The sequence below is a fragment of the Pseudomonas sp. PB101 genome (genome assembly GCF_009764265.1).
Taxonomy (GTDB): Bacteria; Pseudomonadota; Gammaproteobacteria; order Pseudomonadales; family Pseudomonadaceae; genus Aquipseudomonas.
In genome coordinates, this window is record NZ_RWIR01000070.1 from 36,449 (window position 1) to 60,408 (window position 23,960).

Here is a 23,960-nt window from a genome sequence, read left to right on the forward strand (position 1 = left end):
CTCCCACAGGATTGCGAACGGCTCAAGACAAGCACCAGCCCCAAGCTCATCCCACTCCCACAAAACCCCCGCTCTCGCGTAAACTTGCGCGCTTCTCGCAGCCCGCTAGGCTGCTATCAACATTTTTCAAAGGTGCCTGCCATGCCTTGGCTGCAAGTACGTCTCGCCATCAGCCCGGAACAAGCCGAAACCTATGAAGACGCTTTCCTTGAAGTGGGCGCCGTGTCGGTGACCTTCATGGACGCCGAAGATCAGCCGATCTTCGAGCCGGAACTCAACACCACCCCGCTGTGGTCGCACACGCACCTGCTGGCCCTGTTCGAGGGGGGCACCGAGCCCGGCCCGGTACTGGCCCACCTGGAACTGCTGACCGGCAGCCCGCTGCCTGAACACCACAGCGAAGTGATCGAAGACCAGGACTGGGAACGCAGCTGGATGGACGGTTTCCAGCCCATGCAATTCGGCCAGCGCCTGTGGATCGTGCCGAGCTGGCACGCCGCACCGCAACCTGACGCGGTGAACCTGCTGCTGGACCCGGGCCTGGCATTCGGCACAGGCACCCACCCGACCACCGCACTGTGCCTGGAATGGCTCGACGGTCAGGACCTGAAGGGCTGCAACGTGCTGGACTTCGGCTGCGGCTCGGGGATCCTGGCGATTGCCGCACTGTTGCTCGGCGCCAAGGAAGCCGTGGGCACCGACATCGACGTGCAGGCGCTGGAAGCCTCCCGCGACAACGCCGGGCGCAACAACATTGCCGAACACCTGTTCCCGCTGTACCTGCCCGAAGACTTGCCGCAAGTGCAGGCCGACGTGCTGGTGGCCAACATTCTCGCCGGCCCGCTGGTCTCGCTGGCGCCGCAGTTGTCCGGCCTGGTCAAGTCGGGCGGTCGCCTGGCGCTGTCGGGCATCCTCGCCGAACAGGGTGATGACGTCGCTGCCGCCTACGCCAAGGACTTCGATCTGGACCCGATCGCCAATCGCGATGGCTGGGTGCGCATCACTGGCCGTCGGCGCTAGAATGAGCATCTGCATAATCCGGATCGCCGCATGACCGATAGCTTCGTCACCCAGTGCCCGCATTGCCAAACCAGCTTCCGCGTCAGCCATGCCCAATTGAGCGTGGCTCGCGGGGTAGTTCGTTGCGGCTCCTGCCTGCAGGTGTTCAATGCCGCCAAGCAGTTGCTTGAACAGGCCGGCAAAGAGCCCGTTGCGCCGATCGCTGCGGTCATCGCCGAAACACCGGAACCCGCAGAACCGCGCGCCATCAGCCAAAAGCAATGGAGCGCGACCGAACTGGACCTGGACACTCTCGACCTCGACGAAGAACTCGCCCGGCTCGAGCAGCGGGAAATCCAGCCGACCACCGAACTCGGCCGCCATCGCGACGACTCGCTGAGTGCCCGTCGCGACAGCGCCGGCCAGGATGACGAGGAACAGTGGCCCGACAGCCTGTTCAGTGAGTCGGCAGCCGATCGTGCGCAAGCCGGCGAACCGCTCGACGACCCTGAAACGCCAGAGCCGACGATCGAACCGGGCACAACCTCGCGCACCGAACCTTCGCTGTCTCTGGAACCGGTTGACCTCGACGAAGAGCCGCAGCCACCCCAGTTGCGCCTGCACGACCCTCTCGATGCGCCGCTGCACCGCGAACGTCTGTCAGCCGCCGACGAGAACGAAATCGACGACAACCTGCCCTCGATCGAGCCGCTGCGTAAACGCCGCGAGCGCAGTGAGCCGGGTGTGCGCGCCGAAGTACTGCAAGACCTGACCGACGACCCGCTGCAACTGGACTGGCAAAAACGCCGTTCGCCCTGGGGCCGGCGCCTGTTGTGGTTGCTGCTGGTGCTGATTGCCGCGGGCGCCCTCGCCGGCCAATACATTGCCTATCATTTCGACGAACTGGCGCGACAGGATCAATATCGCCCGTGGTTCCAGCAGCTGTGCCCGCAAATCGGCTGCACCGTGCCGTCCAAAGTCGACATCGCGAAAATCAAGAGCAGCAACCTGGTGGTGCGCAGCCATCCCGAGTTCAATGGCGCGCTGGTGGTCGATGCGATCATCTACAACCGTGCGCCCTTCTCCCAGCCCTTCCCGCTGCTGGAACTGCGCTTCGCCGACCTCAATGGCCACCTGATCGCCAGTCGTCGCTTCAAACCCGGCGAGTACCTCAACGGGGATCTCGAAGGCATGGCGGAAATGCCTCCCCAAACGCCGATCCACATCGCCCTCGACATTCTCGACCCCGGCGCCAAGGCCGTGAACTACAGTCTGAGCTTTCACTCTCCGGAGTGAAACGCCCCATCGCTCACCGATTGACGTCGGCTTCCTGACTCCCCGTGGCAAACCAAACCACGGGGTATAACAGAATAACTGTTCAGATTTTGTTCAATTCAGCCTTTATCCAGTCATCGAGAGCGGGTATCATGCCAACCCTTTTTCGAACTCTCATGATCCGGCCCCACAACAGGGAAGTCCTATGTCGGCGGTACGCATCGGTCCATACACATTACATAACAGCTTGATTCTCGCCCCCATGGCGGGCGTCACCGACCAGCCCTTTCGTCAGCTGTGCAAGCGCTTGGGCGCCGGACTGGTCGTCTCGGAAATGGTCACCAGCGACATGAGTTTGTGGAACACCCGCAAGTCGCGCATGCGCATGATCCACGAAGGTGATCCCGAGCCGCGCTCGGTACAGATCGCCGGCGGGGACGCGCAGATGCTGGCGGATGCTGCCCGTGCCAACGTTGAAATGGGCGCGCAGATCATCGATATCAACATGGGCTGTCCGGCGAAAAAAGTCTGCAACAAGGCTGCCGGTTCCGCACTGTTGAAGGATGAACCCCTGGTAACCGAGATCCTGCAGGCCGTCGTGGCTGCGGTCGATGTGCCGGTTACCCTGAAGATCCGGACCGGTTGGGACCGGGACAACAAGAACGGCCTGACGGTGGCGAAGATCGCCGAGCAGGCAGGCATTACGGCGCTGGCGGTGCATGGCCGCACCCGTGCCGACCTGTACACCGGTGAAGCCGAGTACGACACCATTGCCGCGATCAAGCAGGCGGTGTCGATTCCGGTCTTTGCCAATGGCGATATCGATTCGCCGGAAAAGGCCCGGTACGTGCTCGACGCGACCGGTGCCGATGGTTTGTTGATTGGCCGGGCTGCCCAGGGGCGGCCATGGATTTTTCGCGAGATCGACCATTTCCTGCGTACCGGCGAGAAACTCCCGGCGCTGGAACTGATCGAGGTGGAACGCATTCTGCTAGAGCATCTGGCTGCCCTGCACGCCTTCTATGGCGATGTCATGGGTGTGCGCATTGCTCGAAAGCATGTGGGCTGGTATCTCGCAACCCTGCCGGGCGCCAGGGAGTTTCGCGCCCACTTCAATCGTTTGGATGGTACGGATACACAATGCGCCAACGTTCGCGCGTTTTTCGCCGAGCGTTACAAGAGCCTGACAGGGGACGGAGAGTGGGTGGCCGCATGACGATGATGACCGAGACTTTAGTGAGTGGAACAACACCCGTGAGCGACAACGTGAATTTGAAACAGCACCTCAATACACCGAGCGAAGAGGGCCAGACCCTTCGCGGGAGTGTCGAGAAGGCGCTGCACAATTATTTCGCCCACCTTGAGGGCGCTGCCGTCACGGATGTGTACAACCTGGTGCTCTCCGAAGTCGAGGCTCCCCTGCTCGAGTGCGTGATGAACTACGTCAAGGGCAACCAGACCAAGGCCAGCGAGATGCTCGGACTGAACCGGGGCACGCTGCGCAAGAAACTCAAGCAGTACGATTTGCTGTAAGCATTCATTCAAACCAGAAAGGCGCCCGCGTAAAACCGGTCGCCTTTTTTGCTGACTTCCTTTGCTTTTGATGGAAATTGAGATGACCGACCAGACTACCCGCCTGCCGATCCGCCGCGCCTTGATCAGCGTTTCCGACAAGACCGGGATCCTCGAATTCGCCAAGGAGCTTGAAGCCCTGGGCGTCGAGATCCTCTCCACCGGCGGGACGTTCAAGCTGCTGCAGGACAACGGCGTTGCCGCAGTGGAAGTCGCGGATTACACCGGTTTCGCGGAAATGATGGACGGCCGGGTGAAGACCCTGCACCCGAAAATCCACGGCGGGATCCTCGGTCGTCGCGGTATCGACGACGCCATCATGAACGAGCACGGTATCAAGCCGATCGACCTGGTAGCGGTCAACCTGTACCCGTTCGAAGCCACCATCAACAAGCCAGGCTGCGACCTGCCGACCGCCATCGAGAACATCGACATCGGCGGCCCGACCATGGTCCGTTCGGCTGCCAAGAACCACAAGGACGTGGCCATCGTGGTTAACGCCAGCGATTACGCCAACGTCCTGGAAAACCTCAAGGCCGGCGGCCTGACCTACGCCCAGCGCTTCGACCTGATGCTCAAGGCCTTCGAACACACCGCTGCTTATGACGGCATGATCGCCAACTACATGGGCACCGTGAACCAGGCTGCCGAGACACTGAGCACAGAAGGCCGCAGCGAATTCCCGCGCACCTTCAACAGCCAGTTCATCAAGGCCCAGGAAATGCGCTACGGCGAGAACCCGCACCAGAGCGCGGCGTTCTACGTGGAAGCCAAGCCAAGCGAGGTCGGCATCGCCACCGCGACCCAACTGCAAGGCAAGGAACTGTCGTACAACAACGTGGCCGACACCGACGCCGCGCTGGAATGCGTGAAGAGCTTCGTCAAGCCGGCCTGCGTGATCGTCAAGCACGCCAACCCGTGCGGCGTGGCTGTCAGCCCTGATGCCGAAGGCGGCATCCGCAAGGCCTACGACCTGGCCTACGCCACCGACACCGAATCCGCTTTCGGCGGCATCATCGCCTTCAACCGCGAGCTGGACGCCGAGACCGCCAAGGCCATCGTCGAGCGTCAGTTCGTCGAAGTGATCATTGCCCCAAGCGTCAGCGAAGAAGCCCGCGCCATCGTCGCCGCCAAAGCCAACGTACGCCTGCTGGCCTGCGGCGAGTGGTCGGCCGACCGCGCCGCTGCCTGGGACTACAAGCGCGTCAACGGTGGCCTGCTGGTACAGAGCCGCGACATCGGCATGATCGGCGCCGACGACCTGAAAGTCGTGACCAAACGCGCTCCGACCGAACAGGAAATCCACGACCTGATCTTCGCCTGGAAAGTCGCCAAGTACGTCAAGTCCAACGCCATCGTCTACGCCAAGAACCGCCAGACCATCGGTGTCGGCGCCGGCCAGATGAGCCGCGTGAACTCCGCGCGTATTGCTGCGATCAAGGCAGAACATGCTGGCCTGCAGGTTCAAGGTGCTGTCATGGCATCCGACGCGTTCTTCCCGTTCCGCGACGGCATCGACAACGCGGCCAAGGCCGGTATCACTGCGGTGATCCAGCCAGGCGGCTCGATGCGTGACAACGAAGTGATTGCTGCTGCCGACGAAGCCGGCATCGCCATGGTCTTCACCGGCATGCGCCACTTCCGTCACTGATAACACGTCCACTGTAGGAGCCGGCTTGCCGGCGATAGCGGCCTGCCAGGTAAACGGCGATGACCCGAACGCCAGCAAGCCGGCTCCTACGGTCAGCATCCAGCAGGATGCATCCCCGAATTAGCGTCATCCGAGGTTTTTGAAATGAATGTTTTGATCATTGGCAGCGGTGGCCGTGAACACGCCCTGGCCTGGAAAGTGGCTCAGGATCCGCGTGTGCAGAAGGTATTCGTGGCTCCGGGCAACGCCGGCACCGCCATCGAAGCCAAGTGCGAGAACGTCGCCATCGACGTACTGGCCCTTGAGCAACTGGCAGACTTTGCCGAGAAAAACGTTTCCCTGACCATCGTCGGCCCTGAAGTGCCGCTGGTCGCCGGTGTCGTGGATCTGTTCCGCAGCCGCGGTCTGGATTGCTTCGGTCCGACCGCTGGCGCTGCGCAGCTGGAAGGTTCGAAAGCGTTCACCAAGGACTTCCTGGCTCGCCACAAGATCCCGACTGCCGACTACCAGAACTTCACCGAAATCGAGCCGGCCCTCGCTTACCTGCGAGAAAAAGGCGCGCCGATCGTGATCAAGGCCGACGGCCTGGCCGCGGGTAAAGGCGTGATCGTCGCCATGACCCTGACCGAAGCCGAAGACGCCGTGCGCGACATGCTGGCGGGCAATGCCTTTGGCGATGCAGGTTCGCGCGTGGTCATCGAAGAGTTCCTGGACGGCGAAGAAGCCAGCTTCATCGTCATGGTCGACGGCAAGAACGTGCTGCCGATGGCCACCAGCCAGGACCACAAACGCGTCGGCGACGGCGACAGCGGTCCAAACACCGGCGGCATGGGTGCTTACTCCCCGGCACCAGTGGTCACCGCCGACGTGCACAAGCGCGTCATGGACCTGGTGATCTGGCCGACCGTGCGCGGCATGGCCGAGGAAGGCAACGTCTACACTGGCTTCCTGTATGCCGGCCTGATGATCGACAAGGCTGGTAACCCAAAAGTCATCGAATTCAACTGCCGTTTCGGCGACCCTGAGACCCAACCGGTGATGCTGCGCCTGCAGTCGAGCCTGGTTTTGCTGGTCGAAGCTGCCCTGGCGCAGGCACTGGATAAAGTGGAAGCGCAATGGGATCCACGTCCGAGCGTCGGCATCGTGCTGGCCGCGGGCGGCTATCCTGGTGATTACGCCAAAGGCGCAGCCATCAATGGGCTGGATGCAGCGGCTACACTGGAAGGCAAGGTTTTCCACGCTGGCACTGCGCTCAAGGATGGTCAGGTAGTGACCGCCGGTGGTCGCGTATTGTGCGCCACAGCCATGGGTGCCAGTGTCGACGCTGCACAGCAGCAGGCCTACAAGCTGGCGGCAGCGATTGACTGGGAAGGCTGCTTCTATCGCAAGGACATTGGCTACCGCGCCATTGCCCGCGAGCGTGGCGAAAATCAGGAATAAGGCAGACACCGCGCCAGGCAATGAACGCCGTTCATTGCCTGGCTATTCCGGCGCCGCGCATCGTTATATTCTGGCATCAACCTAACGAAGGGATTTCGCCGTGCGCTGGCTCAGGATTGCCATAAGCTTAACCGTCACATTGCTGACCCTGCTCTGCATGCTACCGGCCCAAGCCGCGCAAGGCAGTGGCTGGGCGGTATTGCTCGACGAACAAGGCGACCTGCAACTGAGCGACATCCGTTCCGCCCGCTACACCAATCAATTCAGCCCCATCGAACTCGACCGCATTACCGCGGCCGAACCCGAGGGCGCGTTATGGTTGCGATTCAAGCTTGCACCGGGCAAACATGAGCAGGTGCTGCGGGTGTTCGCGCCGGACCTGCGCCAGTTCAACATGTATGTGCTGGACGGCGACAGGCTGATCGATCAATCCAGCACCGGCAACGAACAGCCGCAATCCGAGCGGCCATTGCCCAGCAGCGACTTCATGCTGGCCCTGCCGCAAAGCGACGGCCCCCTGGACGTATACCTGCGGCTGGCCTCCGACCACCAGTTACGGCCCTACATCACCCTGCAATCGGCGGTCATCGCAGCGGCCAACCACAATCAGACGCTGATCTATGGCCTGTTGTTCGGTTGCATCGCCATGCTGATCCTGCACAACCTCATCCGCTACGCCTACACCCGTTCGCACAGCGCCCTCTGGCTGGCGGCGTGCGAGGGGCTGCTGATGCTCAGCCTGCTGCTGTTGCTGAACCTCGCCGGCCCCTGGCTCCCGGACTGGCACGCACTGCAAACACCGGGGGCTTACCTGGCACTGCTGCTGACCGCGCCCTGCGGCCTGATGCTTGCCTATCGCTTCTTCTCCCCGCTCGGGCCGCACCCGCTGAACCGGTTGCTGCTCGGCGAGGTCCTGCTCATCACGGCCTGCGGATTGATGCTGCTGTTCGTCAATACCTTGCCGCTGAACTTCATTACCTATGGCCTGGTAGCCCTGGCCGGCCTGACCATGCTGTTCATCAGCGCCTATCACTGGCAAAAGGGTTATCGCCCGGCTCGTCTCTTCGTGGCGGCCATGGTGGTGTTCAACCTCGGGACCCTGGTCATCCTGCCCGCACTGTTGGGGCTGACCCTGATCGAACCCCATGGCCTGATCACCACTTTGCTGTTGTTCATCTGCATCAGCGGCCTGTTGATGAGCATTGCGTTGAGCGAGCGTCAGCGCCGCATCACCGAAGACCGTTTCAGCATCAGCCGTGACTTGGCGGCCAGCAACGCCGAGATCAACGCCAAGGCCGAGTTCCTGGCGAAGATCAGCCATGAGATCCGCACCCCCATGAACGGCGTCCTCGGCATGACCGAGCTGCTGCTGGGCACACCACTTTCGGTCAAGCAACGCGACTATGTGCAGACGATCCACAGCGCCGGCAACGAGCTGCTGACCCTGATCAACGAAATTCTCGACATTTCCAAACTCGAGTCCGGACAGATCGAACTGGACGATGTGCAGTTCGACCTCAATGCGCTGATCGAAGACTGCCTGAGCATCTTCCGCGCCAAGGCCGAGCAGCAAAACGTCGAGTTGATCAGTTTCATCCAGCCGCAAGTGCCGCGGGTGATCAGCGGTGACCCGACGCGCCTGCGCCAGACCCTGTTGAGCCTGCTTGAAAACGCCCTGAAAAAAACCGATGAAGGCGAAATCCTGATCGTCGTGGCGCTCGACGAGCGCAACAGCAAACCACGCCTGCGCATCGCCGTGCAGGACAGCGGCGAGCCGATGGACGCCGAAGAACGCGACGCCCTGATGCACGCCGAACTGCACAGCCGGCATTTCCTTTCGGCCACCCACCTGGGCGGCAACCTGGGGCTGGTGATTGCCCGGCAGTTGATTCGCTTGATGCAAGGGGAATTCGGAATCAAGAGTGGCAGCAACCAGGGCAGCACCCTGTGGCTGACCCTGCCGCTGGACCCGGATCGCCTCGAACACCCGACCTCCGACCTCGACGGCCCGCTGCAAGGTGCGCGGGTGTTGGTGGTGGACGACAACGACACTTGTCGCAAGGTGCTGGTGCAGCAATGCAGCGCCTGGGGCCTGAACGTCAGCGCTGCGCCTTCGGGCAAGGAAGCGCTGGCACTGCTGCGCACCAAGGCGCATTTGCGCGACTACTTCGACGTGGTCCTGCTGGACCAGAACATGCCCGGCATGACCGGCATGCAACTGGCGGCCAAGATCAAGGAAGACCCGAGCCTGAACCATGACATCCTGCTGATCATGCTCACCGGCATCAGCAATGCGCCGAGCAAGATCATCGCGCGCAACTCCGGGATCAAGCGCATTCTCGCCAAACCGGTGGCCGGCTACACCCTCAAGACCACCCTGGCCGACGAACTGACCCAACGCAACAAAGGCCAAGTCGTCACGCACCCACTGCCAAACGGCCCGGCACTGCCGGTCAAGGTCCCCAGCGACTTCCGCATTCTGGTGGCCGAAGACAACAGCATCTCCACCAAGGTGATCCGCGGCATGCTGAGCAAGCTCAACCTGCAACCGGATACCGCCTGCAACGGCGAAGAAGCCCTGCAGGCAATGAAGGCCCAACGTTACGACCTGGTGCTGATGGACTGTGAAATGCCGATCCTCGACGGCTTCTCGGCCACCCAGCAATTGCGTGCCTGGGAAGTCGGCAATCAGCGGGTCCGTACACCGGTGGTGGCATTGACCGCCCATATCCTGGCCGAACACAAGGAGCGTGCACGCCAGGCCGGCATGGACGGCCACATGGCCAAGCCGGTCGAATTGTCGCAGCTGCGTGAATTGATCGAACACTGGGTCGCCCAGCGTGACCAGCAGAATCGCGCAACGACCCAAACGTCCTGAGCCGACAGACTGCGCAACCCCTGATAGACTCCCCCTCGACTTCCCTCGCCAGTGAGCCCGGCACCATGCTCCATGTGTTGTTCAGCGTTTACCTGAAGATGCTGGTGCTCTACAGCCCATTCTTCGTGTTGTCGTGCTTCATCAGCCTGACCCGTGGTTACTCGCGCAAGGAACAGCGTCGGCTGGCCTGGAAAGTAGCGGTCGCCACACTGGTCTCCAGCGTGCTGTTGTATTTGTTCGGCCGGGTGATTTTCAGTGTTTTCGGCATTACCGTGGACGCGTTCCGCATCGGTGCAGGCAGCGTCCTGTTCATCTCGGCACTGGGGATGGCACAAGGCAAGTCGGCGGTACAGACCGACAATGTGCAGCAAGATGTGACCATCGTCCCGCTGACCATTCCGCTGACCGTCGGCCCCGGCACCATCGGCGCCCTGCTGGTGATGGGTGTGAGCCAGCCGCATTGGGACGACAAGCTCACGGCCATTGTCAGCATTGCCCTGGCCAGTTTCACCGTGGGCGTGGTGCTGTTTTTATCCGGTCGCATCGAGCGCCTTCTTGGCGACCAGGGGCTACAGATCGTCAGCCGCTTGATGGGGTTGTTCGTGTGTGCGCTGGCGGCGCAGATCATCTTCACCGGGGTGAAGGGCTATCTGGTGCCTTGAAGCGGCCGCTTGTCCAAACCCGAAAAACAAGGCCCCGTGCATCAATCACGGGGCCTTGTCTTTTATTGCGTACCAGACCTTTCAGTCATGACTGGAGTTTGCGCATGAACACCTTGCTCGAATAAGCGTCGATTTTCTCGTGGACCCGTTTACGGTAGTTTTCAAACTCCCCTCGGTTGAACACGAACACTCCGCCACCGGGAATGATCGCCAGTTCTCGATCGAACTCGCTCCACAGGAAAAAGTCGTTTTCAATCACGGTCGCGCTGTAGCGCAAGCCAAGCAGGCAGACGACCACTTCGCCCGAGGTGAGCCGCTCGCAAGGCGCGCACTTGAGGATACCCGAGCCGCCTTTGGCAACATTCCCGCGAAAGAAGTCCCAGGCAAACTCATCCAGCCGCAATGCCTTGAAGGTGTCCTGGAAGAGCTGGCCCAAGCGCTCCACGCCCAATTTGCCCATAATAGTATAACTTTCACTGAGCAATTGACGGACACTTGCGACCAGGATCGGATCGGAGGGAACGAGGGTCTTGAGCGTGAATCCCGCCTTGAGCAGTCGCCCTTGAAAATAATCGAACCAGACCTTCCTCGACAACCGGTCCGGGTATTTTTCATTGGCTGCCAGTTCCGCGTACAACAGGCAGGCTTGTATATCCTCCTGGTCTTGCGAACTTACCTGCGGGGTAAAGGACACAAGGCAACCACCCACTACGACAGCATTAACAGACGTAGACATATTCAACCCATACAGTCAGTACCTTGATCGACTACATTGATCAAAGCCTGCCCGCCTTATTGACCTGTCAATTGTTTGAAAAGACCATCAGCAAACTCATCGTTATAGGCATATATCATGGTTTTCTTTCGTTCGAATGCACGTCGATTAAACTTGCGCACACCGGCACCCTGAAAAATCTGCAAGCCTTGGGTCTTGTAAGTCACGAATAGAAAGTTGCCGTTGTATTCCTTGTCCACCAAGTCAAGACCTCCCATCAACATGGACATGCCGCCTGGCGTCGCAATGCAAGGCACAGCCTTGAAGCTGACGACTTCGTTTTTCTTGCTGCCGGCATCGACAATCTTCAGTGCGTCCTTATCGCCCTTAAGCTTGCTGAAACCCGACGCGACAAGGCTCAAGACACTGCCCGTGCCACCGGAAATGACGGTCTCCAGTACCTGCAACACAGCCTCATTCATCGTAATGGTGAGCTGTTTGCTGACGTATTTCTTGTAGGTGAAGCTTTCCGTCACCCAGCCCACCGCCAACAATGCCTCGTTGTATTTATGGTAACGCTGTTCGTTGCTGGTTTCCTTGGGCAGGCGCCGGACCACTGCTTCGGCAAACTGCTGGCAGTCCAGCGCATCCTGCATGTCATCCTCCGAAAGCGCCTGGTCGAACACCACGAGCGAAGGCCCTACTACCGAAGCCCCTACACCTTGTTCCGACGAATCACTCGACTCTGCGCTCAGTGTCGAGATGGAACGCTTGGTCCGCGTCCGTGGCGCGACGTTTTTCAGTTCTGCGGCAACGCCTTCGAAATAACTATCCTGCATGGCATCATCAAATGCGATTTGAGCCACCGAGCGAACATCTATATCGGTCATTTAAATCTCCCTTTAATTAACAAGTCGCCTCATGCGACCACATGGAAACTAAAGCGCAGGATTGAACCAGTCAAAGTAAAAACACTGAGAACTTATTTCACGACCCCTGAAAAAAACAAAAGGGCCCGCGACAACTTTCGTCAATCGCAGGCCCCATCGTTAGTTGTTGCATTGAACATCAGCGACCTTAGAATAAAGCCGCTTTCACTCAGGTCGCTGGCTTGCTGGGGTACCAACGCGGCGTGTAAACCCAATCACCGCCGCCGACCCGCGGAAATACGCAAGTCAGGGATGAACCGATCAACACCATGGTGCGCATGTCGACCTGATCCGGGGTCAACTGACCAAGGGTGGTGACCCGTAGCGTCTGCCCCGGACGCCCGATATCCCGCCCCAGCACCACGGGAGTCTCAGGCACACGGTGCCGGGCGACTGTGTCCAGAGCCTGGCCCAATTGCCATGGCCGGGCGCGCGAGATCGGGTTGTAGAAAGCAAGGGCCAGATCGGCTTGAGCGGCCAGGTCCAGGCGCTTCTCGATAATCGACCAAGGCTTGAGGTTATCCGAGAGCGACAGCACACAGAAGTCATGCCCCAGCGGTGCGCCGGCCTGGGCAGCCGTCGCCAGCGAGGCGGAAACCCCCGGCAAAATCTCGAGATCGACGTTGTGCCAATTGGCGTCAGTGGATTCGTGCAGCGCTTCCAGCACCGCCGCAGCCATGGCGAAAACTCCCGGATCGCCCGAAGAAACCACCACCACCGAACGCCCTTGGGCCGCCAGTTCGAAAGCGTGGCGGGCGCGCTGCATCTCTTCACGGTTGTCGGTGCAATGCAGCACCTGGTCGGCGCGAAATGGCCCGGCCATGCGCACGTAGGTTTCGTAGCCCAATACATCGTTGGCGCGGGCCAGTTCAGCCTTCACTGCCGGCACCATCAGTTCAGCAGCACCTGGCCCGAGGCCGATCACCGCCAGCCGTCCACGCGGGCGGCCGATCTGCAACGGGTCCAACGGCTGCCCTGCCACCGCAATGGCAACGGTGTCGCTATCAAGCATGGAAACGGGCTGGCCGATTGCAGTACGTAAACGTTCGCCAAGCGCCTTCTCAGCGCCAACAAAACGCAGCGCCACACCCAGTTCGAGCGCCGCCTCGCGCAACGCCGAACTGGCCATTTCGCTGTCGGCGGCCAACAGGCAGGCCAACGACTGCACGGCGATTTTTGCCTGATGCAACGCCTCGCGGATTGCCCCGGCGACGTTCACCAAGCCAGCATCCACAGCGACCACCACATTGCGCGGGTAGATCAACAGTTCATTGGCTGCGGGTGCCCGTTCGGCATGACTGACATGCACCGCTAGCCGGGCCTGCGCATCTTCGGGCAACTGCGCCTGCGCCAGCCACGGAGCCTCCCCCTCAATGCGCACCGTTTCCCCGGCGAGCAAATCGGAAACGAAGCGTTTGCCCAGTTCCAGATCACCAAGGGCATAGCCGCTGGGCGGATTGAGCAGGCACGTGCCGAAACGCAACTCGCCGCTGGTGGTGATCGCCGCAGCGACTTCAAGCGCAGCGGCAATCTCCCGCGCCATCACATTCACCCCGCCGAGACCGCCCAGCAGTGGAACCACGGCGCTGCCGTCTTCGGCCACCGCCAATACCGGTGGTTCGGCGCCCTTTTCCAGCAACAAGGGCGCCAACGTACGGATCACGATCCCGGCCGCGCACAGGGCAATGATCGGGGTGCCCTGCTGATAGAGTTCGCGCAGGGTCGCACCAAATTCGTGATAGACCCGATCCGCACCATCGACTCGTGCGGCCAGCCCGTGGATCAGGGCTTCGGGGTACACCTGCTGAATGCTGCGCGCGATCGCGAGGCTGCCATTGCCGAGAATGACAATCGCCGGAACTGGACGGGTCATCAGCCTTGCCACCTTTCACCGGGAACGATGATCAACGAGAAATACGGCGAGGACATCGGCTCGACCTGATCCAGCGGCACGATCTTCTGATTGGCCATGGTCGCGCGCTCGACGTACAGCGCACGCTCGGCCAGGCCGAGTTCTTCCAGCACCTGGCGAACCTTGGGAAAGTTGCGTCCCAGCTTCATGATCACCGCTGCATCGGCATCGGCCAGACGCCGCTTGAGTTCATCGTGCGGCAACACGCCGGACAACACCGACAGGCTCTGATTGCGATACACCAGCGGCGCACCGAGCACCGAGGCGCCGCCGAGCATCGAGCAAACGCCCGGCACGACTTCGGCCTGATAACGCTCGGCGAGCCGGTCGTGCAGGTACATGTAGGAGCCGTAGAAGAACGGGTCACCCTCGCAGATCACCGCCACGTCACGGCCCGCATCGAGATGCGCGGCCAGTTCGGTGGCCGCGTCATCGTAGAAGTCGCTGATCACTTGCTCATAGGACAACGGCGCCGGCAAGGCTTCGGTGGTCACCGGGTACACCAGTGGCAACAGATTCTGTGCGTCTTGCAGATGGGCTTCGATGATGCCGAAGGCGTTGCCCTTCTTGCCCTTGGCGACGAAGTACGCAACGACAGGCGACTCGCGCAGCAACCGCAGCGCCTTGACGGTAATCAGTTCCGGATCACCGGGGCCGACACCGAGGCCGATCAATCGTCCAGGTTGCTGCATCATTCGATCTCCGTGGCGAGGGCATTGACGGCGGCCGCGGCCATGGCGCTACCGCCCAGACGGCCTTGCATGATGACAAAAGGGACACCACGGCTGTCGGCCGCCAGCGCCGCCTTGGATTCGGCGGCGCCGACGAAACCTACTGGAAAACCGAGGATCAACGCCGGTTTCGGCGCGCCGGCGTCGAGCATTTCAAGCAGATAGAACAGCGCCGTCGGTGCGTTGCCGATCACCACCACGCTGCCTTCCAGATGCGGCCGCCACAGCTCCAGCGCAGCGGCTGAGCGGGTATTGCCCAATTCACGGGCAAGCTGCGGAACGCTCTCGTCGCGCAAGGTGCAGATCACTGCATTGTTCGCCGGCAGGCGCGCGCGGGTCACGCCTTCGGAGACCATCCGCGCATCGCACAAGATCGGTGCACCGGCCGCCAGCGCATCACGCCCGGCCTTGCCTGCCCCCTCGGAAAACTGCAACCCGTCGATGGCCTCGACCATGCCGCAGGCGTGAATCACGCGAACGGCGAGTTTCTCCAGATCGGCCGGAATGCGCTCGAGGTTGGCCTCGGCGCGAATGATCGCGAAGGAGTTGCGATAGATCTCCTGACCGTCGCGGATGTAATCAAGCATCAAGGGGGCTCCGTGAGCGGGCGTCGAGCAAGGTCGCGACCGCTTCAATAGTAAGGTTGTGTGCGTGCAGCGCGCCGAAACCCGGCTGCGCTGCATCGCGAAAATAGAGATCGTAGTGGCCGGGGGCGACGGCCAGCAACGTGACAGGTGCGATATGTGCGGCGGCGCAGGAACGCGGGCAACCGCTCAGGTGTATGTTCAGCGCCGGTCCATGGCGGTGCAGCAGCGCGGCCAGTTTCAGGGCATCGCCCTTGGTTTCGGCCAGGCCTTTACCGCAGCCGTTTGAGCCGGTGCAGGCGATCAACCGGGACAAGGGCTGATCGGCTTCGCACTGCAAGCCAAGAGACTGCAATTGCCGAATGACCTCGGCGGCATTTTCCGCGCGGACATTGGGCACCAGCAGACTTTGCCAGGGTGTGAAGCGCAAGCTCGAATCACCGAACTCGCGTGCCAGGTGTGCCACACCGCGCAGCATCGTCGGATCGAGCCGCCCCAATGGCGGGACGGCCCCTACATAGACGACACCGGGCTCGGCCTGGGGATGTGCGCCGATGTGCAAATCACTGCCACCCGGAATCCGCTGCCAATCGACGACCGCTTGCAGCGATACACGTTCAGCCAGTCGAAGCAGCACGTCCTCGACCGAGTATTCGGCCAGCAAATGACGCATTCGCGTTTGCTCGGGACGCGCCAGTTCAAGGAACAATTCCAGGACCGCCACCACCAGCGCGTGCCCGTCAGCGAGAGCTATCGAAGCGGCAGGTCTGTCCGTCGGGCACCCCGCCAGACCGAACGCCAGCCGCTGCTCGCCGTTTTGCGCAAACGCAGAGAGCCACAGGTCATGGGGATGGTCGAGCATCGCCAGGTCTTCAGCGCCATCGAGCTGCACGGCGAATTTGGCACTGAGATCGTGGAAAGCTTCCTGGCTTTGCAGTGTCGCGAGGATCTGCCCGGCCAGCGGGCGAGTGTCAAACAGCATGCGTCGATCGATCCCGGCGCCGGGGCTGAGCATCAGGTTGCGCACATCGTCGCCAGCCGCCGTACGCGGCCCCAGATCGGCGGCCAGCAGGCTATCGATCAGCGCCGCTTGCTCATCACCAATGCCACGGATCTGCAGATTGGCCCGGTTGGTCGCCTCGATCGCTCCGCTGGCATATCGCTCGGCCGCAGACGCTATGACCTCGGCCTGGCCGCTGCTGATCGAACCGCCGTCCAACTTGATCCGGCAGATGCCGCCATCCAGCGCCGGGACAATACGCAGCAACCCCGGACAGGCCGAGGGGCGTAAGGCAGCGGACAGTGTACGTTCGTTCAAGGCGGACCCGTTCAGGTGGCGAGGCAGTTCACGGCGAAAGTGCGCGGTATTATGCCTGCTTTACTTCGCTGCATGAAAAGACTCCGGTCGGGAAGACAAGGCAGTCAGCTCAAGGAACCCGCGCTATCATGCCGCCCAACAACGTTGAACGCGTGATTGAGGAATGGCATGACACCCTGGCTGACGGTAGTAGGCATCGGCGAAGACGGTTTCAAGGGCCTGGGCAAAAACGCCCGGCATGCGCTGTTGCGCGCCTCGAAAATCTTCGGCGGCCAGCGGCATCTGGATTTGCTCCCGCCGTGCATTCGCGGCGAGCGCCAGCCGTGGCCGAGCCCCTTCTGCCTTGAGTCGCTGCTTTCGAACCGTGGCGAACCCGTTTGCGTCCTGGCCAGTGGCGATCCGATGTTCTACGGCGTCGGCGCCAGCCTCGCCAGGCAGCTCCCGGTCAGCGAAATGCTGACGCTCCCCGCGCCGTCCTCCTGCTCACTGGCCGCAGCCCGTATGGGGTGGCCTTTGCAGGATGTGGCCACCCTTTCGGTGGTGGCCCGGCCTGTCGCCGCACTCAATGCCCACCTGTCCAGCGGCGTACGCTTGCTGATATTGAGCAACGACGGTCGCAGTCCTGCCGCCATCGCTGCACTGTTGCACGAACGTGGCTTCGGCCCTAGCCGCCTCACCGTGCTGGAACATCTGGGCGGCGCAGCCGAGCGGCGTGTCGAAGGTATCGCCAGCGACTGGGGCGATCCACCGATCGCCGACTTGAACCTGATCGCCATCGAGTGCGTGGCTGAACGCGATACACCTCGCCTGTCGCGATTGGCCGGGCTGCCCGACTCGGCCTTCAAGCACGACGGCCAATTGACCAAACGCGACGTGCGCGCCATCACCCTTGCGCGCCTGGCGCCTGTCCCCGGCGAATTGCTGTGGGATGTCGGCGCCGGCAGTGGCTCGATCGGCATCGAATGGATGCGCGCCCACCCCGCTTGCCGCGCGTTGGCCATCGAGGCAGATGTGGGCCGACAAGCGTTGATCGAACACAACCGCGATGCCCTCGGCGTTCCCGGCCTGCAACTGGTTCGCGGCAACGCGCCACAGGCCTTGGCCGGGCTGGAGCGACCGGATGCGATTTTCATTGGCGGCGGCGTCACCCGCGAAGGCGTCCTCGATACCTGCTGGGCCGCACTCAAACCCGGTGGCCGGCTGATCGCCAACGCCGTCACCCTGCAAAGTGAAATGACCCTGATGGCCTGGCGCGAGCAACATGGCGGAGAGCTGACGCGCATTCATATCGCGCAAGCACAACCGTTGGGCGACTTCGACACCTGGCGCCAGGCCTTGCCGATTACCTTGCTGGACGTGACGAAACCCTTCGATGCGTGACGAAACCGCCGAACAACCCGCCCCCCTGCGCAGTGGCCTGACCACCGGCAGTTGCGCCACGGCCACCAGCCTCGCTGCCGCGCGCCTGCTGCTGGATGGCACAGCGGCCGATGCCGTGGAAATCGTCCTGCCCAAAGGCAAGCAGGTGCAGATGCGCCTGGAGTTCTGCCGCCTCAGCGGGGACGGTGCCGAAGCGGGAACCCTCAAGGACGCCGGTGACGATCCGGACGTGACCCATGGCGCCCTGCTCTACTCCCAGGTGCGCTTGAGCACCGAACCCGGGGTTCGCTTTCATGCCGGTCGCGGCGTCGGCACCGTGACCCGGCCCGGGCTGGTGCTGGCTGTCGGCGAACCGGCGATCAACCCGGTGCCGCGCAAAATGATCGGCGAACACCTGGCCCGGTTGGCCGACGAACTCGGCTACAGCGGCGGTTTCGAGGTCACGGTCAATGTCGAGAACGGCGAGGCGCTGGCACTCAAAACCATGAACCCGCGCCTGGGCATTCTGGGTGGCCTGTCGATCCTCGGCACCAGCGGCATCGTCCGGCCGTTTTCCTGCGCGGCCTACATCGCCTCGATCCACCAGGGCATCGACGTGGCAAAAACCAACGGTTACCTGCACATCGCCGCCTGCACCGGCAATGCCAGCGAAGACACCATGCGCCGGGTCTACAACCTGCCGGAAATCGCTTTGATCGAAATGGGTGACTTCGTCGGCGCCGTGCTCAAACACCTGCGCAAAGTCCCTGTGGATAAACTCAGCCTGTGCGGCGGTTTCGGCAAGATCAGCAAACTGGCGGCCGGGCATATGGATCTGCACAGCCGTCATTCGAGCATCGACCTGCCGCAACTGGCGTCATGGGCAGCGCAGGTCGGCGCCGATGCGGCGTTGCAGCAAAACATCCGCGAGGCCAACACCAGCCAGCAGGCACTGGCCATGGCCGCCGCCGCCGGGGTCGCCCTGGGTGACGCGGTCTGCCAGCACGCCCTGGACTTTGCCCGCAGCGTGGTGCCGGCGCAGGTCCAGGTGGAAGTCTTTGCCATCGATCGCCAGGGCGGGATCGTTGGCCATGCGGGAGCCTTTCAATGAAACGCATCCTGTTGCTCGGCGGCGTGACCGAAGCTCTGGCCATCGCCCGCACACTGGGACCGCAGCATATCTACAGCCTGGCCGGTGTCGGTCGGGTTCCGACGGATCTGCAATGCCAGGTTCGCGTCGGCGGCTACGGCGGTGCCGAGGGCCTGGCGCAATTCATTCGCGATGAAGGGATCGATCTGCTGCTCGACGCCACTCACCCCTACGCCGCCCAGATCAGCCAGAACGCCGCGATGGCCGCGCACTCGAGCGGCGTTCCCTGCTGGGCGCTACGGCGTCCGGCCTGGCAAGCCCAGGCGGGGGATGACTGGCGGGAAGTTGCCGATTGGGGCGAACTGATCGAAGCCCTGAAGCCTTTCCGCCAGCCGCTGTTCACCCTCGGTCGCGAGCCCCTGCAACATCTCGATGAAATTCCTGAGGAACAATTCTGGACCCTGCGCGCGCTGGACGTGTATCCGGGCAACGAGCGCTGCGAAGTGATCGGCGCACGGGGACCTTTCCTGATTGACGATGAACGTGAGCTGTTCGAACGGCGAAACATCGATGTGCTGATCAGTAAAAACAGCGGCAGCACGGCGACCGAGCCGAAGCTGGAAGTGGCGCGTGAGCGCAGGGTGCCGGTGCTGGTGTTGAAACGGCCGATGTTGCCTGAGGTAGATCGGGAGTTTCCGGCAGTGGCCGAAGTGCTACGCGCAATTGCAGAGCGGTTATAAACCTGACTTTTGCGAACACCCCAAGGACGCCTTCGCGGGCAAGCCCGCTCCCACAGTGATCCTGGTCGGCCACCAAATCAGATTCAGACGGAGAAACTTGTGGGAGCGGGCTTGCCCGCGAAGGCGTCCTGTCTGGCGACGTTCAGCGACGTCAACCACACCATCTGTGCACGTATCCAAAGTGATCCGACATTTGCCCAAGCATTCCGAATCGAAGTCGCTACACTCTTTCATAACGGCGAGCCAGAAATTGCTCAACCCATGTTGGACCTGTTGATTCAGGTGCTGCGACACCAAACCGCACGCCGCCTTTTTACTTATCGGCCCTGATCAGGCTAAATAGCCCGCGCCTGATCGCCCACCCAAACGGATTTTGCCCCATGTCCCGACAACGGCTCGCAATTGCCTGGATAGCCTGCTTCGCAGTGCTGTTCAACATGCTCGCCATGCCGATGTCCGGAGCGATGGCGCAGACGGCGAAGTCACCCGCCGAACAGTTGTTGTGGGGCAGCTTCTGCAGCTCCGGCGGCACCAGGATGGTGGCAATTTCCATCGGCGACCTTGAACAGAAAGCCCCGCAAAACGACGATCATTCCAACATGCAGCATTGCTGGTGCTGCTCGGGTTCTGCGCCATTGGTGGCGTTGCCTGGGCATGCGCCACAGCTGTATTTCGCGCACTTCGAGTCCAACCGAAGCCTGCCTGCAACCTCGCTTGAAAGCCCCTCACCGCGCCAGCAATGGCCGAGTCTCAACCCCCGCGCGTCCCCTCTGGTGTGATTTTTTCTCGCAATTGACCTGCGTTTAAATCGTTCCGGAGAACTGCCATGTTGAACAAACTCATCGTTCTGGCCGCCTTGTTGCTGCCTGCCTGCTTTGCCAATGCCCACGAATACAAGGTCGGCGCACTGGAGATCGCTCACCCGTGGTCCCAGGAGTTGCCACCCAACGCACCCACCGTCGCGGCGTATTTCGTGATCGACAATGAAGGCAAGAACGCCGACCGCCTGCTCAGCGTCGACACACCGATTGCCGGTGAAGCGCAATTGCATGAGCATGTGATGCAAGGCGACTTGATGAAAATGCAGCACGTACCGAGCGTGGAAGTGCCCGCCGGTGGTGAGGTCACTTTCGCACCGATGGCCTATCACGTGATGTTGCTGGGCCTCAAGGACCGCAGCCTGCTGGTTGACGGCAAGCGCTTCCCCATGACGCTGCACTTCGAGAAGGCCGGTGACGTGACGGTCGAGGTCACGGTGCAGAAACAGGCGCCGGACACCATGCAAGCGCACGTGCACAATCCGTAATCGCCTGAGCTGACCAAGCCCATGCGCCCGCTTAGCGCCAGGTCATCCAGGTCGCGTCATCAGGCATTGAGCCTGACACGTGGCAGCTGGATCAGCCTGTTCGCCATGCTGATGATCTTTATCGGTCCGCTGATTTCTCAGTCGATGCCGATGGATTCGCGCGCCATGTCGATGACCATGCCTATGGGCATGAGCATGGACATGGACATGTCGGCGATGGAACATGCCGACCACGGCAAACAAGACTCCGCCGAGCACTGCCCGCCTGCCCCGGGGCACCACGTGCTGTGGGAAAAATGCGGCTATTGCAGCCTGCTGTTCAATTGCCCGGCGCTGACCGGTGGCGTGTCTTTCGCCAACTTCGTCATCGCGCCCGTCAACACCTACACCACACCCTCACCGCGCCTGGGCCACGCCCGGCAAACCTTCTTCCCCGGCGCCCGCACCCGCGCCCCGCCTTCCGTCGCGTAAACACCCGCATCCGATCTCACACGGTCCGCAAGACAACCAACGCTCGTTCCCACAGGGATTGCGCAGGCTGCCGGCCGTGTCGTTTACGACTGTACGATGGAAATTGTCATGTCCAGCTTTTCTGCTGTCCCGTGCTTGAGCCCTGCCCAAGCCTCTTATGGCCTGAACGTATCCGGCGTTCGTTTCAGGCACGCCACCGCGATCCTGTGCGGTGCGTTGCTGGCGCCTTCTGCGCTCGCCGATGAACATGCCGGTCACACTGAAGAGCTGAGCCCGACGGTGATTACCGCCGTTGCCCCCAGTTCACCCTTGACCATCGTCACCAATCCCAAGGACCCGCGCCAACCGGTGCCGGCCAGCGACGGCGCTGATTACCTGAAGACCATCCCGGGCTTCGCCATGGTGCGCAATGGCGGCACCAACGGCGATCCGGTGTTGCGCGGCATGTTCGGTTCGCGGCTGAACATTCTCACCAACGGCAGCATGATGCTCGGCGCCTGCCCGGGCCGGATGGACGCCCCGACGTCCTACATCTCACCGGAAACCTACGACAAGCTCACCGTGATCAAAGGCCCGCAAACCGTGCTGTGGGGACCGGGGGCTTCGGCCGGGACCATTCTGTTCGACCGCGAACCGGAGCACTTCGGCGAACTCGGCACCCGGGTCAACGCCAGCGTGCTGGCCGGCTCCTACGGCCGCTTCGACAAACTGGTGGACGCCGCAGCCGGCGGCCAGTCGGGTTACGTGCGGGTCATCGGCAACACCGCGCACTCCGACGACTACCAGGACGGCAACAACGACACCGTGGCGTCGCGTTATGAGAAATGGAACGGTGATGTGGCGGTTGGCTGGACGCCGAATGCCGACACCTTGCTGGAACTGACCGCCGGCCGTGGCGACGGTGATGCCCGCTACGCCGGGCGCGGCATGGATGGTGCGCAGTTCCTGCGCGAGAGCCTCGGCTTGCGATTCGAGCAATCCAACATCGGCGAGGTACTGGATAAGATCGAGGCGCAGGTCTACTACAACTACGCCGACCACGTGATGGACAACTACACCCTGCGCACGCCGTCCGGCACCGGCATGATGGCTGGCCCCATGGCCTCCAACGTCGACCGCCGCACGCTCGGTGCACGGGTCAAGGCCACCTGGCGCTGGGCCGATGTGCAACTGATCAGCGGCATCGACGCGCAGACCAACGAGCATCGCCAGCGCAGCGCCATGGGCGTCGACACCTACAAGGACCTGCCGTACACCAAGGACGCCGACTTCCATAACTACGGCGTGTTCGGCGAACTGACCTGGTACGCCGCCGACCGTGACCGCCTGATCAGCGGCGCACGCCTGGACCGCGCCTCGGCCAAGGATTATCGGCAGACCACCGGCTCGGGCATGATGACCCGCCCGAACCCAACGGCTGACGACACCCGCGCCGACACCCTGCCGAGCGGTTTCATCCGCTACGAGCATGACCTGGCCGACAGCCCGACCACCTTGTACGCAGGCCTCGGTCACAGCCAGCGGTTCCCGGATTACTGGGAGCTGTTTTCACCCAACTCCGGCCCCGCCGGCTCGGTGAATGCCTTCGACTCGATCAAACCGGAAAAAACCACCCAGTTCGATTTCGGCCTGCAATACAAGACCGAATCACTGGAAGCCTGGGCCTCGGCTTACGTCGGGCAGGTGCGCGACTACATCCTGTTCAACTACACGCCCGGGATGATGGGCACGACCTCACAAGCCGAGAACATCGACGCGCGAATCATGGGCGGCGAACTGGGTGCCGCCTACAACCTCACCGACAACTGGAAGGCCGACGCGACCCTGGCCTACGCCTGGGGCAAGAACAGCAGCGATGGCACTGCATTGCCGCAGATGCCGCCGCTGGATGCCCGTTTCGGCCTGACCTACAGCGAAGACAACTGGAGCGCCGGCGCACTGTGGAGAGTGGTCGCCGCACAAAACCGCATCGACCAGGACAAGGGCAACGTGGTCGGCAAGGATTTCGACAAGACGCCGGGGTTCGGCGTGTTCTCCCTCAACGGTGCCTATCGGATCAACAGCAACTGGAAGGTCAGCAGCGGCGTCGACAACCTGTTCGGCAAGGCTTACGCCGAGCACTTGAACCTGGCCGGTAATGCCGGTTTCGGCTACCCGGCCAATGACCCGCAAGCCATCAAGGAGCCGGGGCGAACGCTCTGGACCAAGGTGGACATGAGTTTCTAAAAGCTTCGCGAGCAAGCTCGCTCTGTAGGAGCGAGCTTGCTCGCGATCGGTTGCAAGGCAACCGCCAAACAAACAACTAAAAGATCCAGCCAAGCGGAGCAC

At 61.9% G+C, this 23,960-nt stretch carries 21 protein-coding genes; 15 read left to right on the forward strand and 6 right to left on the reverse strand.

The window, feature by feature from the left end:
* Positions 1–141: 141 nt before the first annotated feature.
* The 8 genes from prmA (at position 142) to EI969_RS21695 (ending at position 10,477) form a co-directional block, all read left to right on the forward strand.
* Positions 142–1,020: a 50S ribosomal protein L11 methyltransferase gene (gene prmA / locus EI969_RS21660; RefSeq protein WP_160389570.1), complete on the forward strand. Its 879-nt coding sequence runs from the start codon at positions 142–144 to the stop codon at positions 1,018–1,020.
* Between the two features lie 30 nt (positions 1,021–1,050).
* Positions 1,051–2,295, forward strand: coding sequence for a DUF3426 domain-containing protein (locus EI969_RS21665; protein ID WP_160389571.1), 1,245 nt, complete (start codon positions 1,051–1,053; stop codon positions 2,293–2,295).
* A 184-nt stretch (positions 2,296–2,479) separates the two neighbouring features.
* Positions 2,480–3,490, forward strand: a complete 1,011-nt coding sequence (gene dusB, locus EI969_RS21670; protein ID WP_008016791.1) for a tRNA dihydrouridine synthase DusB — start codon at positions 2,480–2,482, stop codon at positions 3,488–3,490.
* Positions 3,487–3,807 (forward strand): DNA-binding transcriptional regulator Fis, encoded by a 321-nt coding sequence (gene fis / locus EI969_RS21675; protein WP_015093301.1) that lies wholly within the window; start codon positions 3,487–3,489, stop codon positions 3,805–3,807. Before dusB ends, fis begins: the two co-directional genes overlap by 4 nt.
* 82 nt (positions 3,808–3,889) lie before the next feature.
* The gene (purH, locus tag EI969_RS21680; protein WP_160389572.1) at positions 3,890–5,497 is read left to right on the forward strand and encodes a bifunctional phosphoribosylaminoimidazolecarboxamide formyltransferase/IMP cyclohydrolase; all 1,608 of its coding nucleotides are present in this window, start codon (positions 3,890–3,892) and stop codon (positions 5,495–5,497) included.
* Between the two features lie 144 nt (positions 5,498–5,641).
* Entirely contained in the window at positions 5,642–6,937 is a 1,296-nt protein-coding gene (gene purD, locus EI969_RS21685) for a phosphoribosylamine--glycine ligase (protein WP_160389573.1), read from the forward strand.
* A gap of 100 nt (positions 6,938–7,037) precedes the next feature.
* Positions 7,038–9,815 (forward strand): hybrid sensor histidine kinase/response regulator, encoded by a 2,778-nt coding sequence (locus EI969_RS21690; protein WP_160389574.1) that lies wholly within the window; start codon positions 7,038–7,040, stop codon positions 9,813–9,815.
* 65 nt (positions 9,816–9,880) lie between these two features.
* Positions 9,881–10,477: a MarC family protein gene (locus EI969_RS21695; RefSeq protein WP_160389575.1), complete on the forward strand. Its 597-nt coding sequence runs from the start codon at positions 9,881–9,883 to the stop codon at positions 10,475–10,477.
* A gap of 85 nt (positions 10,478–10,562) precedes the next feature.
* Here the strand turns inward: EI969_RS21695 and EI969_RS21700 are convergent, their stop codons facing one another.
* From EI969_RS21700 to cobG, 6 genes are all read right to left on the reverse strand, one after another.
* Positions 10,563–11,171 carry a hypothetical protein gene (locus EI969_RS21700; RefSeq protein WP_371926009.1) on the reverse strand — a complete coding sequence of 203 codons (609 nt, stop codon included), beginning with the start codon at positions 11,169–11,171 and terminating at the stop codon, positions 10,563–10,565.
* A gap of 98 nt (positions 11,172–11,269) precedes the next feature.
* Positions 11,270–12,082, reverse strand: a complete 813-nt coding sequence (locus EI969_RS21705) for a hypothetical protein (protein WP_160389577.1) — start codon at positions 12,080–12,082, stop codon at positions 11,270–11,272.
* 208 nt (positions 12,083–12,290) lie between these two features.
* On the reverse strand, positions 12,291–13,994 hold the full coding sequence (gene cobJ, locus EI969_RS21710; protein ID WP_160389578.1) for a precorrin-3B C(17)-methyltransferase: 1,704 nt from the start codon (positions 13,992–13,994) through the stop codon (positions 12,291–12,293).
* On the reverse strand, positions 13,994–14,725 hold the full coding sequence (locus EI969_RS21715) for a precorrin-2 C(20)-methyltransferase (protein ID WP_160389603.1): 732 nt from the start codon (positions 14,723–14,725) through the stop codon (positions 13,994–13,996). Before EI969_RS21715 ends, cobJ begins: the two co-directional genes overlap by 1 nt.
* Entirely contained in the window at positions 14,725–15,351 is a 627-nt protein-coding gene (locus EI969_RS21720; protein WP_160389579.1) for a precorrin-8X methylmutase, read from the reverse strand. The genes EI969_RS21715 and EI969_RS21720 overlap by 1 nt, the downstream gene beginning before the upstream one ends.
* Positions 15,344–16,651, reverse strand: coding sequence for a precorrin-3B synthase (gene cobG, locus EI969_RS21725; protein ID WP_305989811.1), 1,308 nt, complete (start codon positions 16,649–16,651; stop codon positions 15,344–15,346). Before cobG ends, EI969_RS21720 begins: the two co-directional genes overlap by 8 nt.
* Before the next feature lie 183 nt (positions 16,652–16,834).
* On the opposite strand from cobG, the gene cbiE reads away from it, so the two are divergent.
* The 7 genes from cbiE (at position 16,835) to EI969_RS21760 (ending at position 23,858) form a co-directional block, all read left to right on the forward strand.
* Positions 16,835–18,046, forward strand: coding sequence for a precorrin-6y C5,15-methyltransferase (decarboxylating) subunit CbiE (cbiE, locus tag EI969_RS21730; RefSeq protein ID WP_160389581.1), 1,212 nt, complete (start codon positions 16,835–16,837; stop codon positions 18,044–18,046).
* Positions 18,039–19,136: a cobalt-precorrin-5B (C(1))-methyltransferase gene (locus EI969_RS21735; RefSeq protein WP_160389582.1), complete on the forward strand. Its 1,098-nt coding sequence runs from the start codon at positions 18,039–18,041 to the stop codon at positions 19,134–19,136. Before cbiE ends, EI969_RS21735 begins: the two co-directional genes overlap by 8 nt.
* Positions 19,133–19,855, forward strand: a complete 723-nt coding sequence (locus EI969_RS21740) for a cobalt-precorrin-6A reductase (protein ID WP_160389583.1) — start codon at positions 19,133–19,135, stop codon at positions 19,853–19,855. The genes EI969_RS21735 and EI969_RS21740 overlap by 4 nt, the downstream gene beginning before the upstream one ends.
* Positions 19,856–20,235: 380 nt before the next feature.
* Complete coding sequence (locus EI969_RS21745) at positions 20,236–20,634, forward strand: DUF2946 domain-containing protein (protein WP_160389584.1); 399 nt, start codon at positions 20,236–20,238, stop codon at positions 20,632–20,634.
* A 47-nt stretch (positions 20,635–20,681) separates the two neighbouring features.
* Positions 20,682–21,161, forward strand: coding sequence for a copper chaperone PCu(A)C (locus tag EI969_RS21750; protein WP_160389585.1), 480 nt, complete (start codon positions 20,682–20,684; stop codon positions 21,159–21,161).
* A 21-nt stretch (positions 21,162–21,182) separates the two neighbouring features.
* The gene (locus tag EI969_RS21755; RefSeq protein ID WP_160389586.1) at positions 21,183–21,632 is read left to right on the forward strand and encodes a DUF2946 domain-containing protein; all 450 of its coding nucleotides are present in this window, start codon (positions 21,183–21,185) and stop codon (positions 21,630–21,632) included.
* Between the two features lie 108 nt (positions 21,633–21,740).
* Positions 21,741–23,858, forward strand: a complete 2,118-nt coding sequence (locus EI969_RS21760; RefSeq protein WP_160389587.1) for a TonB-dependent copper receptor — start codon at positions 21,741–21,743, stop codon at positions 23,856–23,858.
* Positions 23,859–23,960: the final 102 nt, after the last annotated feature.

Excerpts from the sequence above, each read along its gene's own strand:
- prmA (WP_160389570.1), top strand. The coding sequence starts at position 142 with ATGCCTTGGCTGCAAGTACGTCTCGCCATCAGCCCGGAACAAGCCGAA.
- EI969_RS21665 (WP_160389571.1), top strand. The coding sequence starts at position 1,051 with ATGACCGATAGCTTCGTCACCCAGTGCCCGCATTGCCAAACCAGCTTC.
- dusB (WP_008016791.1), top strand. The coding sequence starts at position 2,480 with ATGTCGGCGGTACGCATCGGTCCATACACATTACATAACAGCTTGATT.
- fis (WP_015093301.1), top strand. The coding sequence starts at position 3,487 with ATGACGATGATGACCGAGACTTTAGTGAGTGGAACAACACCCGTGAGC.
- purH (WP_160389572.1), top strand. The coding sequence starts at position 3,890 with ATGACCGACCAGACTACCCGCCTGCCGATCCGCCGCGCCTTGATCAGC.
- purD (WP_160389573.1), top strand. The coding sequence starts at position 5,642 with ATGAATGTTTTGATCATTGGCAGCGGTGGCCGTGAACACGCCCTGGCC.
- EI969_RS21695 (WP_160389575.1), top strand. The coding sequence starts at position 9,881 with ATGCTCCATGTGTTGTTCAGCGTTTACCTGAAGATGCTGGTGCTCTAC.
- EI969_RS21705 (WP_160389577.1), bottom strand. The coding sequence starts at position 12,082 with ATGACCGATATAGATGTTCGCTCGGTGGCTCAAATCGCATTTGATGAT.
- cobJ (WP_160389578.1), bottom strand. The coding sequence starts at position 13,994 with ATGACCCGTCCAGTTCCGGCGATTGTCATTCTCGGCAATGGCAGCCTC.
- EI969_RS21715 (WP_160389603.1), bottom strand. The coding sequence starts at position 14,725 with ATGCAGCAACCTGGACGATTGATCGGCCTCGGTGTCGGCCCCGGTGAT.
- EI969_RS21720 (WP_160389579.1), bottom strand. The coding sequence starts at position 15,351 with ATGCTTGATTACATCCGCGACGGTCAGGAGATCTATCGCAACTCCTTC.
- cbiE (WP_160389581.1), top strand. The coding sequence starts at position 16,835 with ATGACACCCTGGCTGACGGTAGTAGGCATCGGCGAAGACGGTTTCAAG.
- EI969_RS21735 (WP_160389582.1), top strand. The coding sequence starts at position 18,039 with ATGCGTGACGAAACCGCCGAACAACCCGCCCCCCTGCGCAGTGGCCTG.
- EI969_RS21740 (WP_160389583.1), top strand. The coding sequence starts at position 19,133 with ATGAAACGCATCCTGTTGCTCGGCGGCGTGACCGAAGCTCTGGCCATC.
- EI969_RS21745 (WP_160389584.1), top strand. The coding sequence starts at position 20,236 with ATGTCCCGACAACGGCTCGCAATTGCCTGGATAGCCTGCTTCGCAGTG.
- EI969_RS21750 (WP_160389585.1), top strand. The coding sequence starts at position 20,682 with ATGTTGAACAAACTCATCGTTCTGGCCGCCTTGTTGCTGCCTGCCTGC.
- EI969_RS21755 (WP_160389586.1), top strand. The coding sequence starts at position 21,183 with ATGCGCCCGCTTAGCGCCAGGTCATCCAGGTCGCGTCATCAGGCATTG.
- EI969_RS21760 (WP_160389587.1), top strand. The coding sequence starts at position 21,741 with ATGTCCAGCTTTTCTGCTGTCCCGTGCTTGAGCCCTGCCCAAGCCTCT.